Source organism: Mycobacterium sp. NGS35 (assembly GCF_059812855.1).
Map to the genome: position 1 here is coordinate 828,956 of NZ_JCALDL010000001.1, position 14,843 is coordinate 843,798.

Here is a 14,843-nt window from a genome sequence, read left to right on the forward strand (position 1 = left end):
AGCCTTCGCCGTCAGGGATCGCGCCGATTGATCGCGAACACCGCGGCCGCGAACACCGCGACCACCACGCCGGTGAAGTACAGCAGCGATGCGACCGGACCCCATTGCGGCGCAAACCCGCCCAGCCACGGCACGTTCGTGAACGCGTACGCATTCGCGAACGGCAGCAGCGGACCGACATGCTCGCCGACGCGCGGTGCCGAGCTGAGCAGCGGCTCGATGACGAACGGCATGAGCAGCAGCACCGCGATCACCGCGGCCGCATGCCGCAGCAGCACGGCGAGCCCGACGGCGAGCACCGCCGCCAGCGCCGCGTACAACCCGACCGCCCCCACGGGCCGCCACGCCGGAGCTTGCGTCAGCGACAGCCGCGCGCCCACCTGACCGTCGGCCAGCACGTGCGTCACCACCAGGGACGCGATCACCATCGCCGCGGCGAACACGCCGGCCACGCCGGCCGCAATCAGCGCCTTGGCGACCAGTACCCGGGTGCGGTTGGGGGTCGCCATGAACGTCGTACGGATCATCCCGGTGCGGTATTCGCCAGTGACGGTCATCGCCGCGAGGATCATCAGCACCGGCACTGCGAACGTGGCGACGCCGACGGCCGCGCGTTCCGGCGGCAACGGCGCGCCGGAGAAGCTGGCCGCGGGCTGGATCGCGGCGATGCCCAGCGACAGCACCGCCGCGACCGCGGCCGCCCACACCGGTGAGCGCGTGGTCGTGAGCTTGATGCGTTCGGCGGCGAGCGTCACGTCGGCACCTCGGTGGCCCGGAAGTCGACGCTGCCGTCGGTCAGCTTCATGTAGGCCTCCTCCAGCGACGCGCGCTCAGCGCTGAGTTCGTGCAGCGTGACGCCGCGGTCAGCGGCCAGCTCGCCCACCTGCTCCATGGTGCCGCCGCTCACCAGCAGCGCGTTCCCGCCGTCGCGCACCTGCAGGCCCGCGCCCGTCAGCGCCTCACGCAAAGCGGCCGGCTGGGGGCTGCGCACACGCACGGTGTCGGCGCCGGAGCGGCTGACGAAATCGGCCATCGTGGTGGCGGCGATCAGCCGGCCGCGGCCGATGACGACGAGCCGGTCGGCGGTGTTGGCCATCTCGGCGAGCAGGTGGCTGGACACGAACACGGTGCGACCCTCGTCGGCCAGCGTGCGCATCAGCATGCGGGCCCACCGAATGCCTTCGGGGTCAAGGCCGTTCACGGGTTCGTCGAAGATCAGCACCGGCGGGTCGCCCAGCAGCGCCGCCGCGATGCCCAGCCGCTGCGACATGCCCAGCGAGAACGTTCCCGCTTTCTTGTCGGCCACCTCTGTCAGCCCGACCATGGCCAGCACGTCGTCGACGCGCCGGGCCGGCAGCCGGTTGCTCGCAGCGATCCACCGCAGGTGGTTGCGCGCGCTGCGGTTCGGATGCAGCTGCCTCGCGTCGAGCAGCGCACCGACGGTGCGCAGTGGGTGGCGAAGTTCGCGGTACTCGCGGCCGTCGATGGTGGCGGTTCCGGCGGTGGGGCGATCCAGCCCGACGATCATCCGCATCGTGGTGGACTTACCGGCGCCGTTGGGGCCCAAGAAGCCGGTGACGACGCCGGGTTCGACAGTGCAGGTGAGGTTGTCGACGGCGCGGGTCCGACCGAACACTTTGGTCAGCCCGCGCAGCTCGATCACGGCGCCCATGATGGCAGGCCACCGGACACCTGTGCCGTGACCAGCGCGGCGACGGCCCGCATGCCGGTGGCGTTGGGGTGCATCGGCGCGGGTCGGCCCGGCAGCGGCAGCCGGAACCCGACGGTCCACGGCTGGTCCGACCAGGCGTGGTGCTCGCGGCTGGCCTCTGCTGCCCGCACGATCTCGCAGCCGGTCTGCTCGGCGGCTTCGGCGGTCATGGTTTCCAGTGCGCCGGCGATGTGGCGGCCGAGGTCGGCGTCGGCCTCAGACAGCGGCGGAGCCTTCTCACCGGGGGGCGGCAGCAGCGTGAGGTAGTCGACGAACAGCACTCTGGCCTGCGGGGCGCGGCGCCGGATCGCCTCGCCCACCTCGTGCAGCGCCAAGACGACTTCGCCGAGAGCTCGGTCGCGGGCGTCGCGGTTGCGCAGCTCGCGCAGCCGGGACCCGAGCACAGGCAGCCATTGGGCCGGCCGGGGCAGGCACGCCAGCGTCAGCAGCGGCACGTAGCCGACGTCGTTGCCGCCGATCGTGACCGTCACCAGCGCCTCGGAGCCGTCGAGTGCCTCGATCTGTGGCGGCGCACCAAATTGCTTGTCGCGCAGCACATGTGCGGTAGTGGCACCAGAGTAGGTGACGTCCACCAGGTCGAGGCCCAGCTCCTTGGCAACCAGGTGCGGGTAGTTGCGCGCCGAGCGGCCCGACGGCCACGGTGCGCCGTCGGCGCGCGGCGGGATACCGGGACCGGCCGCCATCGAACTGCCGATCGCGACGTAGCGAGGCCTCATGGGCGCCATTGTGCCTACCTCGGCACGACCGTCACCGGGCAGTCGATGCCCGGCGTCAATGAGATGAGGCGCATGCAGGCGATCGGCTACGGTCAGTTGCCGCGCCTGCCCGCGATTCAAGGGCGCCGAAACCGCGGCCGCCGCGTCGAGGACCATCATCGCGCCGGGCGCTCGTGCTCCAATGCCTCGCGGCCAGGCGCGTCAGCCGGTCGACCACCTCGTCGGGGACGTTGCGCAGGGACCGCGTCGTCACGACCAGGTGTTGCTCGCACATTGCTTGCCCGCTGATAGCGTTCAGCCACCCTGCCCGTCGGCCCACGGCAGCTCGGGGCTGGACGCCTGCGCCCAGAACCGCTTCGGAATGCGCCCGGCATGGCGCGCCAGGTGCCCGGCCGTGACGGCGGCGGCCATCGCCGCGGCCATCGCGGGCGGGTCGGCGGCCCTTGTCACCGCACTGGCCAACAGCACCGCGTCGCAACCGAGTTCCATCGCGAGCGCGGCGTCGCTGGCCGTGCCGATCCCCGCGTCGAGCACGACGGGCACGCCTGCGGCTTCGACGATCATCTCGATGTTGTGCGGGTTGGCGATGCCCAGGCCCGTGCCGATCGGCGAGCCCAGCGGCATCACCGCGGCGCAGCCGATGTCCTCCAGCCGCCGCGCCAGCACCGGATCGTCGTTGGTGTACGGCAGCACCACGAACCCGTCGTCGACCAATTGTTCTGCCGCCCTTACCAATTCGACGGCGTCGGGCAGCAGCGTGCGTTCGTCGGCGATCACTTCGAGCTTCACCCAGTCGGTCTGCAGCGCCTCGCGGGCCAACTGCGCGGTGAGCACGGCCTCTGCGGCGCTGCGACAGCCGGCCGTGTTGGGCAGCGGGGTGATGGACAGCCGGGCGAGCAGATCCAGCACGCCGGTGCCGCCGGCGGCGTCGACGCGGCGCATCGCCACGGTGGTGAGCTCTGTGCCGGATGCCACCAGCGCCTCCTCGAGCACCGCGAGGTTGGCGGCCCCGCCGGTCCCCATGATCAGCCGAGACGAGAAGCTGCGCCCCGCGATGGTCAGCTTGCCTGGATCAGCCACCTTGCACCGCCGTCACTACCTCCAGTCGATCACCGTCGGAAAGCCTTGTGTCCCAATCGGATCGGGGTAGCACCGACCAGTCCAGGGCGACCGCCACACCGCGGTCCGGAAAGCCGAGCCGGGCGAGCAGCGCGGCGACCGTGGTGTCGTCGTCCACCTGCACGCGTTCGTCGTTGACGGTGACAATCACCTGGCAATCACCTAGCCCCCACAAGTGCGTCGCATGCGGCGAGAATTTTCTCCGCCGTCCATGGTGCCAACAGGAAGCCCGACCGGCCATGGCCGACGGCCGCCAGCACCCTCTCATCCAACCGGCCGACTATCGGCAGATTGTCCGGCGTCATCGGCCGCAGCCCGGCCGCACATTCGGCCAGTTCGTACTCGCCCAACGCCGGCACCACCGCGCAGGCGTCGTCGAGCAGCTCGCGCACCCCGGCCACCGCCGGCGCGGTGTCACGGCCGTGCTCGTACTGGGTCGCGCCCACCACCACACCGTCTGCGCGCGGCACCAGATACACCTGACGGCCATGCACGCGGGCGCGAATCACCCTCTGCGGCACGGGCATACAACCACGGCGCCACCGTAGGCGCAGCACCTCTCCCTTGACCGGCCGCACCGCAAGCCCCGGCCACAGCGCAGGCGCGTCGATGCCGTTGGCCAGCACCACCGCGTCGACGTCGGTCACGTCGCCGAGGTCGTCGACGGGCGGCGCCCAGGCCACATCGAGGCGTTCACACTCCGCGGCCAGCGCCTGCACCACCGCGCGGTTGTCCACCGCCAACTCGGTGGTGGCGCGAAAGCCGTGCCGAATGCCTTGCGCCAGAAGCGGTTCCACATCGCGGGCCGCGGTGGTCAGGGTCACGGGCTGGCCCTGGGCGGCCAGCCACTCGCCGACGGTTCGAAGATCGGCTGCATCGGCGCGGTCGACGGCCACGACCAGTGACTCGCGCGCCGTGATCACCGTTTCCGGCAGCCCGTCGGTGAACGAGGAGTGCCACAGAGCCAGCGACTCCAGCCCGATCTGCAGGAGCCGCTCCTCCCCCGGCCAGCCCTCGCTGTGCGGGGCGAGCATGCCGCCGGCCACCCAGGAGGCGCCCGGGTCGTGAGGCTTGCGGTGCACGCGCACCGTTCGGCCGGACTGCGCGAGACGGCGGGCCACCGAAAGGCCGATGACGCCCCCGCCGATGACCGCGATGGACCGGATAGACATGTCGGTTTCTAGGCTAGTCCTCGTGCTGAGGACCCGGCTGGCGCAAGCGCGGCTGTACCTGTGCACCGACGCCCGCAGGGAGCGCGGCGATCTTGCCGAGTTCGCGGACGCGGCGCTGGCCGGCGGGGTCGACGTCATCCAGCTGCGCGACAAGGGCTCGCCGGGCGAGCGACAGTTCGGGCCGTTGGAGGCCCGCGCCGAGCTCGAAGCGCTGGCGGTGCTCGCGGACGCCGCCCGCCGGCACGGGGCGCTGCTGGCGGTCAACGACCGCGCCGACGTCGCCAAGGCCGCTGGCGCCGACGTCCTGCACCTCGGCCAGGACGACCTGCCGCTGGCCGTTGCCCGCGAGATCGTCGGGGCCGCCACGCTGATCGGCCGCTCCACTCACGACATCGACCAGGTGCGCACCGCGGTGACCGAGGACGTCGACTACTTCTGTGTGGGACCGTGCTGGCCCACGCCGACGAAGCCGGGCCGCCCGGCTCCCGGGCTCGATCTGGTGCGGGCGGTGGCGTCGTCGAATCCGGTCAAGCCGTGGTTCGCGATCGGCGGTATCGACCAGCAGCGGCTGCCAGAAGTGCTGGAGGCCGGCGCGCGGCGCGTGGTCGTGGTGCGGGCGATCACCGCAGCCGAGGATCCGGCGCGCGCCGCGCGTGACCTCAGCGCGGCACTTGCAGCAGCGGCGTGACGCGGCTCAACTCGAGCAGTTGGCCCCAGCTGGCCGCGAATCCGGGATGCAGCGGTAGCTCGGCGACCTGGTCTTCTTCGACCCAGCGCAGTTCGACGCTCTCGTAGTTGGGCATGGTCTGCAGCGGATGCGGCGCATCGGCGACCACGGTCGTGTAGGTCCAGTGGCTGCCGCTGGCCCTGGCCGTGACCACGGCCGCGCGCACCACTACGAGCTCGGCGGGCAGCCCGGCTTCCTCCGCGGCTTCGCGGACCGCGGTCTCTTCAGGAGTCTCGTGGCTGTCGCGCGCGCCGCCCGGCAGCGCCCAGGTGCCGCCCTGATGGCTCCACACCGCCCGGTGCTGGAGAAGCACCACGCGGCCCCCGTCAGGGTGCGGTGCCCGCAGTAGCAGGCCCGCCGCGCCGTGGCGGCCCCAGTACCTGGCGCCGGTGTTCGAGATCACCCACCCGTCGCCGTCGCCACGCACGAGTTCAGGATAGGGAACGGCCCGATGAGCGCTTGCGCGAAGAGCAAACGGCCCGATGAGCGCTTGCGCGAAGAGCAAATGGTCCGATGAGCGCTTGCGCGAAGAGCAACGACCTGCCACCGAGAAGCCGCACGCGTCTTGCCGGGTTCTCTTAGACTTCGCTTATAGATTGGGCGCGATCAAAGGCATGAAGGGCGCACATCGGTGACCGTGGAGCTGGCGCATCCGTCAACGGAGCCGGCCCCGTCGCAGGCAACCATCGACCCCACCCACCCGCGATGGTGGTTTTGGACCACCACCCCGGGCCGCATCCTGATCAGCGGCGCGGTGCTGATTGCGTTGGTGGCGCTGACGGCCTTCGCCACCTCTACGACGATCGACCGCCGCCAGCAGGCGCTGACCACGGTGCTCAACCACACAGAGCCGCTGGCGTTCGCGGCCGGGCAGCTGTACACGACGCTGTCGGTGGCCGACGCCGCGGCGGCCACCGCATTCATTGCGGGCGCGGAGCCGCGGGAGGTGCGGCAGCGCTACGAGCAAGCCGTCACCGACGCGGCGGTCGACCTGACGCAGGCCTCCAGCGGTCTGACCGACCAGCAGATGCTCGAGGTGCTGGGCCGCATCAACGCACGGCTGGCCGTCTACACGGGGCTCATCGAGACCGCGCGCACCAACAACCGGGCCGGCAATCCTGTCGGTTCGTCGTACCTGTCCGAGGCGTCGGCGCTGATGCAGCAGCAAATCCTGCCGGACGCCAAACGGCTCTACGACGAGACGTCCGCGCAGGTGGACGTCGAGACGACCGCTTCGACGAACATCCCGACACTGCTGATCGTGTTGGTGGCCGCGACGCTGCTGTTCGGGGCCTATTCCAATCGCTGGCTGGCACGCAAGACCCAGCGCCGGCTGAACTTCGGTTTCGTGGCCGGCGGGCTGGCGGTGCTGATTATCGTGATATGGGTGGGCTCGGTGCTGGCTATCTCCACCACCGACAGCCGCAGCGCCAAGGGCACTGCCGCTGACTCACTGAAGACCATCACCAACCTGGCGATCATGGCCCAGCAGGCGCGTGCCGACGAGACCCTGGCGCTGATCCGGCGCGGTGACGAAGACGTCCGCAAGCAGTCGTATTACCAGCGGATCGACCAGATGCACCAGATGCTTGCGCAGTACACCGACCGCGAAGACGTGATCGACAAATCGGATCTGCAGAACGCCGACCAACTGCTGGACCGCTGGCGCAGGGCCGACGAGCGGATCAACTCCTACATCGCCGTGGGCAACTATCAAGCCGCCACACAGGTGGCGCTGGGCACCGGTGAGCAAGATTCGACTCCGGCGTTCGACCGGCTGGAGGAGGCGCTGAGCAACGGCATCGAGGAGAGCCGGCGCCAGCTGCGCAACGATATCGTCGACGCGCGCTCGGTGCTGTCGGGTGCGACGGTCGGCGCGGTGGTGCTGTCGGTGGTGGCGGCGCTGGCGGTGACGGTCGGGTTGTGGCCGCGAATGAGCGAGTACCGCTGATGAGCGCTTGCGCGAAGAAGAAACAAACCCCGATGAGCGCTTGCGCGAAGAAGAGACCAACCCTGATGAGCGCTTGCGCGAAGAAGAAACAAACCCTGATGAGCGCTTGCGCGAAGAAAAAACCAACCCTGATGAGAACGCGATTGCCCGCTGTCTTGGCCGCGACGATCTTGCTCGTGGCCGGATGCGGGCAGTCCGATTCACTGACCCCGCAGCCGTCGCTGACCCTTTCTCCGCCGACACCCGCAGGCATGCAGGAGTTGCCGCCGCAGCAGAACCCGGCCCCGCTGCCCGACGGAAACTGCGACCGCACCGCGAGCCTTCGGCCGTTCACCGACAAGAAGGACGCCGACGCGGCGGTCGCCGGCATCAGGCAGCGCGGGCGGCTGCTGGTCGGCCTGGACATCGGCAGCAACCTGTTTTCGTTTCGCGACCCGATCACCGGCGAGATCACCGGCTTCGACGTCGACATCGCCGGTGAAGTGGCCCGCGACATCTTCGGCACGCCGTCGCAAGTCGAATACCGCATCATGTCGTCGGCCGAGCGGATCCGGGCGCTGAAGAACAACGACGTCGACATCGTCGTCAAGACCATGACGATCACCTGCGAGCGGCGCAAGGACGTCGCATTCTCGACGGTGTATCTGCTTGCGAATCAACGAATTCTGGCGCCGCGGGACTCGGCGATCCGGCAGGCGGCGGACTTGTCGGGCAAGCGGGTGTGCGCAGCGCGGGGCACCACCTCGATCAACCGCTTGCAGCGGATCAGCCCGGCGCCGATCATCGTGTCGGTGGTGACATGGGCGGATTGCCTTGTGGCGCTGCAGCAGCGGCAGGTCGACGCCGTCAGCACCGACGATTCGATTCTCGCCGGCCTGGTGTCGCAGGATCCATACCTGCACATCGTCGGCTCGAATCTAGAAGAGGAGCCCTACGGAATCGGCATGAATCTGAACAACACCGGCTTGGTGCGGTTCGTCAACGGCACGCTGGAGCGCATTCGCCGCGACGGGACATGGTATGCGCTGTACCGCAAGTGGTTGACCGTTCTGGGCCCCACGCCGGCAGCCCCTACGCCGAGGTACTCGGACTGATGGATGCCGAGGAGCGCTCGCGCGTCGAGTCGACGGATCACGAGACGGTAGGCACGCAGCCCGCGGCCTTCGGGATCGACTACGGCGAGGACTCGTCGTCGATGCTGCGACCGATGGCCACGCAGGCGATCTTCCGTCCCGAGCTCGACGACGAGTCGCACGACGCCCAGACCGACCCGGCCACCGACGACCACACCAGCTCGATGACCCGCCAGTTGGCGCCGAGCCGCCGGCTGGGCGGCGGCCTGGTTGAGATTCCGCGGGTGCCGGAGAAGGACCCGCTGTCGGCGTTGATGCGCAATCCCGTTGTGGCCGAGTCGAAGCGGTTCTGCTGGAACTGTGGCCGGCCGGTCGGACGCTCAGGACCCGAGGGTCAGGCCAAGAGCGAAGGCTGGTGCCCGCACTGCGGCAGCCCGTATTCGTTCCTGCCGCAGCTGGGGCCCGGCGACAAGGTCGCCGGGCAGTACGAGATCAAAGGCTGCATCGCGCACGGCGGCCTGGGCTGGGTGTATCTGGCCGTCGACCACAACGTCAACGAGCGCCCGGTGGTGCTCAAGGGTCTGGTGCACGCCGGCGACGCCGAGGCGCAAGCGATCGCGATGGCCGAGCGGCAGTTCCTGGCCGAGGTCACCCACCCCTCGATCGTCAAGATCTTCAACTTCGTGCAGCATCCGGACAAGCACGGCGAGCCCGTCGGCTACATCGTGATGGAGTACGTCGGCGGCACGTCGCTCAAGCAAGCCAGGGGCCAGAGGTTGCCGGTGGCGCAAGCGATCGCCTACATGCTCGAGATTCTGCCCGCGCTGGGCTATCTGCATTCAATTGGCTTGGCGTACAACGACTTGAAGCCCGAGAACATCATGATCACCGAGGAGCAGCTGAAGCTGATCGACCTCGGCGCGGTGTCGCGCATCAACTCTTACGGCTACCTGTACGGCACGCCCGGATACCAGGCGCCCGAAATAGTCCGCACCGGCCCGACCGTGGCCACCGACATCTACACCGTGGGCCGCACGCTGGCCGCCCTGACGCTGGACATGCCGACGAAGCGGGGCCGCTACGTCGACGGCCTGCCCGAGGATGACCCGGTGTTGGCCACTTACGACTCGTATGCCCGGCTGCTGCGCCGAGCGATCGATCCGGACCCGCAGCGCCGGTTCGCCAGCGCCGAGGAGATGTCCGGGCAGCTGCTCGGCGTGCTGCGCGAGGTGGTCGCGCACGACAGCGGCACGCCGCGGCCGGGCCTGTCCACGGTGTTCAGCCCGACCCGCTCGACGTTCGGGGTGGAGCTTCTGGTCGCGCACACCGACGTCTACGTCGACGGCCTGGTGCACGCCGAGAAGCTGACCGCTTCTGAGATCGTCACTGCGTTGCCGGTGCCGCTGGTGGACCCGTCCGATGTCGGCGCCCCGGTGCTGTCGGCGAGCGTGCTCAGCCAGCCCGTCCAGACGCTGGACCAACTGCGCGCCGCACGGCACGGCGCGCTGGACAGCGAGGGCATCGACCTCACCGAGTCGGTGGAGTTGCCGCTGATGGAGGTGCGCGCCCTGCTCGATCTCGGCGACGTCGCGAAGGCCACCCGCAAGCTCGACGTGCTGGCCGAGCGGGTGGGCTGGCAGTGGCGGCTTGTCTGGTTCCGCGCGGTGGCCGAGTTGCTGATGGGCGACTATGACGCGGCGACAAAGCATTTCACCGAGGTGCTGGACCGGCTGCCCGGCGAGCTGGCACCCAAGCTGGCACTGGCAGCGACCGCCGAGCTGGCCGGGAACCCTGACGGGCTGAAGTTCTACGAGACCGTCTGGAGCACCGACAACGGCGTGATCTCCGCCGGCTTCGGGCTGGCGCGGGCCAAGTCGGCGCAGGGCGATCGGGAAGGCGCGGTGCGCACGCTGGACGCGGTGCCGGTCACCTCGCGGCACTTCACCACCGCGCGGCTGACCAGCGCGCTGACACTGCTGTCGGGGCGGTCGATGAGCGAGCTGACCGAGCAGCAGATCCGCGAGGCGGCCCGCCGCGTCGAGGCGCTGCCGGACTCCGAGCCGCGGGTGCTGCAGATCCGGGCGCTGGTGCTGGGCACCGCGCTCGATTGGATCAGTGAGAACACGGCCAGCACCAACCACATCCTCGGGTTCCCCTTCACTCCGCACGGGCTGAGGCTGGGGGTGGAGGCGTCGTTGCGTGGGCTGGCGCGGGTGGCGCCGACGCGCGCACACCGGTACGCGCTGGTCGACATGGCCAACGCGGTGCGCCCGGCGTCGACGTTCTAGGTCGGCCGGCGTCTCAGGCGTTCGCTGTGATCCGGTGGTGGGCGGTCAGCAGCAGGTTGTCGTAGACCGACCGGGCCGGCAGCGCTTCGTCGTGGGCGACGGCGGAGAAGTCGGCGGCGATCTGCTCGGCCAGGGGCCGCAACTTGACGTTGGTTTCCTGTGAGCGCCACTTGAGCAGGTCGAACGCGGCGTCGGCGTCGATGCCGTAAATCGCCATCAGCATGCCCTTGGCCTGCTCGATGACCGCCCTGCTCTGCGTGATCTTGGTGACCTCGGCGGTCAGGTGGTCCTGGCGCGCCTGTTCGGCGGGCGTGATGTCGATGTAGAAGCCGTGCGTGCCGATCACCGAGCCGTCGGCGTCGCGCATCTGGTCGCCGACGACCACGACGTGGTGCACCACTCCCTCGGTGTCGCGGATGCGGTGACGACTGCTGAAGGCCTGCCGTGTCTGGCGGATAAGCGCCAGGGTGTCGGCGATCTGCCGGTAGTCGTCGGGATGCTTGTGCGAGAGCACCAACTGGGTGGTGGGGACGACGGTTCCGGGTTGGTATCCGTGCATCTTCGCCACTTGAGGCGACCATTCCCAGCGTTCGTCGTCGAAGAAATAACGAAACCACCCCACACGTTCGGGAGCGCCCCACGCCAGGGATTCCCCGCCGTCGTGCCCATTTGCCATTTGGCTCCGCCCCAGCAGTCCGCTTCTCGTTCCTGTGCCGCGCGCCAGAGGCTCGATCGAACGCGTCTCCCTGGGGAGACGCACCATTCGTACGTTCGCCCAGGGTCCTCGAGGCAGTAATTAACTACTACGTCGGGTCGCGCTGCGCAACCTTTCGGCATCGGCCTGCTACCAGTGTGCCAACACCTTCGCTCAGATGACCGTCATGCAGGCCCGGGCGATCGCCAGCTCCTCGTTGGTCGGGATCACCAGCACAGTCGTCGGCGACCGGTCGCTCGAAACCCGGCGCGGCCCGCGGGCAGGGTCGGCGTTGCGATCCTCGTCGAGCTCGATGCCCAGGCGGCTCATTCCGCACAGTGCATCCCGGCGCACCGCGGCGTCGTGTTCGCCTACCCCTGCGGTGAACGTGATCACGTCGGTGTGGCCGAGCAGGGCCAGGTAGCCGCCGATGTAGCGGCGCAGCCGGTGGATGTAGACCTCGTAGGCGGTTTTCGCTGCGGTGTCGCCGGATTCGATGAGGTGGTGCACGCGGCGGAAGTCGATCTCGCCGCACATCCCCAGCATCCCGGAGCGACGGTTCAGCATGGTCTCGATCTCCTCGATGCCCATGCCGGCCGTGCGCCACAGATAGAAGACGATCCCCGGGTCGATGTCTCCGGCGCGGGTGCCCATGACCAGACCTTCCATCGGGGTCAGCCCCATGGTGGTGTCGACGGGCCGGCCGCCGACGATCGCGGTTGCCGACGCGCCGTTGCCCAGGTGCAGCACGATCTGACTCAGCGACTCGAGCGGCTGACCGAGGAACGTGGCGGCCTGCTCGCTGACGTACTGGTGGGAGGTGCCGTGGAAGCCGTAGCGGCGCACGTTCCAGCGTTCGCTGAGCTCTCGGTCGATCGCATACAGCGCCGCGGCCGTCGGCAACCGGTGGAAGAACGCGGTGTCGAACACCGCCACGTGGGGCAGGTCCGGCAACGCTTGGCGGGCCACCTCGATGCCCAGCACACCCGGTGGGTTGTGCAGCGGGGCCAGCGGTGACAACTCCTGCAGTTTCTCCACCACCGCGTCGGTGATCACGGTCGGCTCGTAGAACGTCTTGCCGCCGTGGACAATTCGATGGCCGACCGCCACCAGCCCCTGCGGCTCGTCGAGCTCGTCGAACACCATGCGCAGCGCCTCGCGGTGGTCGGCCACGCCACCTTCGGCGCCATGGTCACCGATCCGCTCGACGATGCCGTCCGCCACCGATGTGCCCGAACCCGGTTGCACAACCGCATATTTCAGCGTCGACGAGCCCGAATTCAGCACCAGCACGGTGTCTGTCACGCGCGCTCCTGCGCCTGGATCGCGGTGATCGCCACGGTGTTGACGATGTCTTCGACCAGCGCGCCGCGCGACAGGTCGTTGACCGGCTTGCGCAGGCCCTGCAGCACGGGGCCGATCGCGATCGCTCCGGCGCTGCGCTGCACCGCCTTGTAAGTGTTGTTGCCGGTGTTGAGGTCGGGGAAGATCAGCACGGTCGCACGGCCGGCGACAGGTGAGTCCGGCGCCTTGCTGGCCGCCACCGACGGCTCCACCGCCGCGTCGTACTGGATCGGGCCGTCGACCAACAGCTCGGGTGCTCGTTGTCGCACCAATTCGGTTGCCCTGCGGACCTTTTCGACTTCCGCACCCGCACCGGAGGTGCCGGTGGAGTACGACAGCATCGCGACGCGGGGCTCGATGCCGAACTGGGCGGCAGTGTGTGCCGACGAGATCGCGATGTCGGCCAGTTGTTCGGAGGTCGGCTCGGGAACGATCGCGCAATCGCCGTATGCCAGCACGCGATCGGCTAGGCACATCAGGAAAATGCTCGACACCGTCGACACACCGGGTTTGGTCCTGATGATCTCGAACGCGGGGCGCACGGTGTGAGCGGTGGTGTGCGCCGCACCCGACACCATGCCGTCGACGATGCCGTTGTACACGAGCATGGTGCCGAAGTAGGACACGTCGGCCATGGTTTCGCGGGCCTTTTCGATCGTGGCGCCCTTGTGCTTGCGTAGGTCGACGTACTGCTCGGCGAACTTCTCCGCGAGCTCGCTGGTCAGCGGGTCGAGCAGCGTCGCCGATGACAGGTCGACGTTGAGTTCCGCTGCACGCGAACGTATCTGAGCCTCCGGTCCGAGGATTGTCAGGTCGGCCACCCCGCGCTGCAGCAGCCGGCCCGCGGCCTGCAGAATCCTGTCGTCCTCGCCTTCGGGCAGCACGATGCGTTTGCGGTCGGCGCGGGCCCACTGGATCAGCTGGTAGGTGAACATCTGCGGAGTCGTCACGGTCGGGATCGGAACGTCCAGCAGCCCGAGAAGTTCTGGCATGTCGACGCAGCTCTCCATCAGCGACAGCGCGATGTCGATCTTGCGCTGCGAGGTGGCCGTCAGGCGTCCGCGTGTCGACGCGACTGCGCTGGCGGTCTCGAAGGTGCCCAGCGTCGTCGCGACCATCGGCAGCCGCAAACCCAGCCCGTTCACCAGCGCCGCGATCGACGGATGCAGCGGCAGGCCGCCGTTGAGGATGACCGCCGACAACGATGGAAACCCTTCGGCCGCATGCGCGCTGGCCACCGCAAGCACCACGTCCGAACGGTCGCCGGGGGTGATCACCGCTGCTCCGTCCGCCAACCGCTCGAGTACATGTTCGGCGGTCATGCCGGCCACCAACACCGACATGACCTCGCGGCTCATCAGCGCGGCGCTGCCGCTGACCAGTTCTCCGTTCACCGAGCGCTGAAGGTCGGCAACGGTCGGGGCCACCAGCAGCGGCTCCTCCGGCAACACGTAGATCTTCGGCTCGAATCGCTGCAACGCCTCGGCCACCGCGTCCATCTGCGGCGGGTCGCACCGGTTCGCCACGACGGCGACGGTGTAGGCGTGCTGGTGGGCCAGCTCGCCGAGGCACAGCTCCACCACCTGCGCCACCTGCTCCGGGCTGCGACCCTTGGCTCGCACCGAAAGCAGCACGGGCGCACCGAGATTGACCGCGATGCGGCCGTTCACGCTCAACTCGGTGGGGGTGGCCACGTCGGTATAGTCGCTGCCGACGATCACCACCGCGTCGCACTGGTCGGCGACAGCGTGATAGCGGTCGACGATCGCGGCGATCGCGGCATCGGTGTCCTCGTGCAGCTGCTGGTAAGTCACGCCCACGCACTGCTCGTAGGGCAGACCGGCGGTCGCGTGCGCCAGCAGCATTTCCAGTATGTAGTCGCGGTCCTCGCCGCGGCGCGTAATAGGCCGGAACACACCGACTTTCGCGACGGTGGCCGCCAGCCCATGCAGCACCCCGAGCGCGATCGTCGACTTGCCGGTGTCGCCTTCCGGGGACGTGATGTAGATGGACGGCTTGGCGGCCAC

14 protein-coding genes are annotated in these 14,843 nt (G+C 69.0%); 4 read left to right on the forward strand and 10 right to left on the reverse strand.

The window, feature by feature from the left end; genetic code table 11:
• Positions 1–11: 11 nt before the first annotated feature.
• From AC5Y4C_RS04100 to thiO, 6 genes are all read right to left on the reverse strand, one after another.
• Positions 12–755, reverse strand: coding sequence for an ABC transporter permease (locus AC5Y4C_RS04100; protein WP_500008006.1), 744 nt, complete (start codon positions 753–755; stop codon positions 12–14).
• Complete coding sequence (locus tag AC5Y4C_RS04105; protein WP_499906313.1) at positions 752–1,663, reverse strand: ABC transporter ATP-binding protein; 912 nt, start codon at positions 1,661–1,663, stop codon at positions 752–754. The genes AC5Y4C_RS04100 and AC5Y4C_RS04105 overlap by 4 nt, the downstream gene beginning before the upstream one ends.
• On the reverse strand, positions 1,660–2,448 hold the full coding sequence (locus tag AC5Y4C_RS04110; protein ID WP_499962009.1) for an SGNH/GDSL hydrolase family protein: 789 nt from the start codon (positions 2,446–2,448) through the stop codon (positions 1,660–1,662). Before AC5Y4C_RS04110 ends, AC5Y4C_RS04105 begins: the two co-directional genes overlap by 4 nt.
• A 294-nt stretch (positions 2,449–2,742) precedes the next feature.
• Positions 2,743–3,528: a thiazole synthase gene (locus AC5Y4C_RS04115; protein ID WP_499962007.1), complete on the reverse strand. Its 786-nt coding sequence runs from the start codon at positions 3,526–3,528 to the stop codon at positions 2,743–2,745.
• On the reverse strand, positions 3,521–3,718 hold the full coding sequence (gene thiS, locus AC5Y4C_RS04120) for a sulfur carrier protein ThiS (RefSeq protein WP_499905485.1): 198 nt from the start codon (positions 3,716–3,718) through the stop codon (positions 3,521–3,523). The genes AC5Y4C_RS04115 and thiS overlap by 8 nt, the downstream gene beginning before the upstream one ends.
• A gap of 7 nt (positions 3,719–3,725) precedes the next feature.
• Positions 3,726–4,739, reverse strand: coding sequence for a glycine oxidase ThiO (thiO, locus tag AC5Y4C_RS04125; protein ID WP_499962005.1), 1,014 nt, complete (start codon positions 4,737–4,739; stop codon positions 3,726–3,728).
• Between thiO and thiE the strand changes: the two genes are divergently transcribed.
• Positions 4,738–5,427, forward strand: a complete 690-nt coding sequence (gene thiE / locus AC5Y4C_RS04130; RefSeq protein ID WP_499905479.1) for a thiamine phosphate synthase — start codon at positions 4,738–4,740, stop codon at positions 5,425–5,427. The two genes, thiO and thiE, sit on opposite strands and share 2 nt — an antisense overlap.
• Here the strand turns inward: thiE and AC5Y4C_RS04135 are convergent.
• Positions 5,399–5,893 (reverse strand): NUDIX hydrolase, encoded by a 495-nt coding sequence (locus tag AC5Y4C_RS04135; protein ID WP_499962004.1) that lies wholly within the window; start codon positions 5,891–5,893, stop codon positions 5,399–5,401. The genes thiE and AC5Y4C_RS04135 overlap by 29 nt on opposite strands.
• 204 nt (positions 5,894–6,097) lie before the next feature.
• Between AC5Y4C_RS04135 and glnX the strand changes: the two genes are divergently transcribed.
• From glnX to AC5Y4C_RS04150, 3 genes are all read left to right on the forward strand, one after another.
• Positions 6,098–7,417 (forward strand): protein kinase G-activating protein GlnX, encoded by a 1,320-nt coding sequence (gene glnX / locus AC5Y4C_RS04140; RefSeq protein WP_499962002.1) that lies wholly within the window; start codon positions 6,098–6,100, stop codon positions 7,415–7,417.
• Between the two features lie 98 nt (positions 7,418–7,515).
• Complete coding sequence (locus AC5Y4C_RS04145) at positions 7,516–8,511, forward strand: glutamate ABC transporter substrate-binding protein (RefSeq protein WP_499962000.1); 996 nt, start codon at positions 7,516–7,518, stop codon at positions 8,509–8,511.
• A complete protein-coding gene (locus AC5Y4C_RS04150; protein WP_499962068.1) occupies positions 8,511–10,778 on the forward strand; it encodes a serine/threonine-protein kinase PknG in 2,268 nt (755 codons plus the stop codon). The genes AC5Y4C_RS04145 and AC5Y4C_RS04150 overlap by 1 nt, the downstream gene beginning before the upstream one ends.
• A gap of 13 nt (positions 10,779–10,791) precedes the next feature.
• Here AC5Y4C_RS04150 and AC5Y4C_RS04155 read toward each other — a convergent pair whose 3' ends face one another.
• From AC5Y4C_RS04155 to pta, 3 genes are all read right to left on the reverse strand, one after another.
• On the reverse strand, positions 10,792–11,454 hold the full coding sequence (locus tag AC5Y4C_RS04155; RefSeq protein ID WP_499905470.1) for a PAS and ANTAR domain-containing protein: 663 nt from the start codon (positions 11,452–11,454) through the stop codon (positions 10,792–10,794).
• Between the two features lie 192 nt (positions 11,455–11,646).
• Positions 11,647–12,777, reverse strand: coding sequence for an acetate kinase (locus AC5Y4C_RS04160; RefSeq protein WP_499961999.1), 1,131 nt, complete (start codon positions 12,775–12,777; stop codon positions 11,647–11,649).
• Positions 12,774–14,843 (reverse strand): phosphate acetyltransferase, encoded by a 2,070-nt coding sequence (gene pta, locus AC5Y4C_RS04165; protein ID WP_499961997.1) that lies wholly within the window; start codon positions 14,841–14,843, stop codon positions 12,774–12,776. The genes AC5Y4C_RS04160 and pta overlap by 4 nt, the downstream gene beginning before the upstream one ends.

Bases quoted from the DNA above. Each gene is read 5' to 3' on its own strand.
- AC5Y4C_RS04110 (WP_499962009.1), bottom strand. From the start codon at position 2,448: ATGAGGCCTCGCTACGTCGCGATCGGCAGTTCGATGGCGGCCGGTCCC.
- thiE (WP_499905479.1), top strand. From the start codon at position 4,738: ATGTCGGTTTCTAGGCTAGTCCTCGTGCTGAGGACCCGGCTGGCGCAA.
- thiO (WP_499962005.1), bottom strand. From the start codon at position 4,739: ATGTCTATCCGGTCCATCGCGGTCATCGGCGGGGGCGTCATCGGCCTT.
- AC5Y4C_RS04145 (WP_499962000.1), top strand. From the start codon at position 7,516: ATGAGCGCTTGCGCGAAGAAAAAACCAACCCTGATGAGAACGCGATTG.
- AC5Y4C_RS04150 (WP_499962068.1), top strand. From the start codon at position 8,511: ATGGATGCCGAGGAGCGCTCGCGCGTCGAGTCGACGGATCACGAGACG.
- AC5Y4C_RS04155 (WP_499905470.1), bottom strand. From the start codon at position 11,454: ATGGCAAATGGGCACGACGGCGGGGAATCCCTGGCGTGGGGCGCTCCC.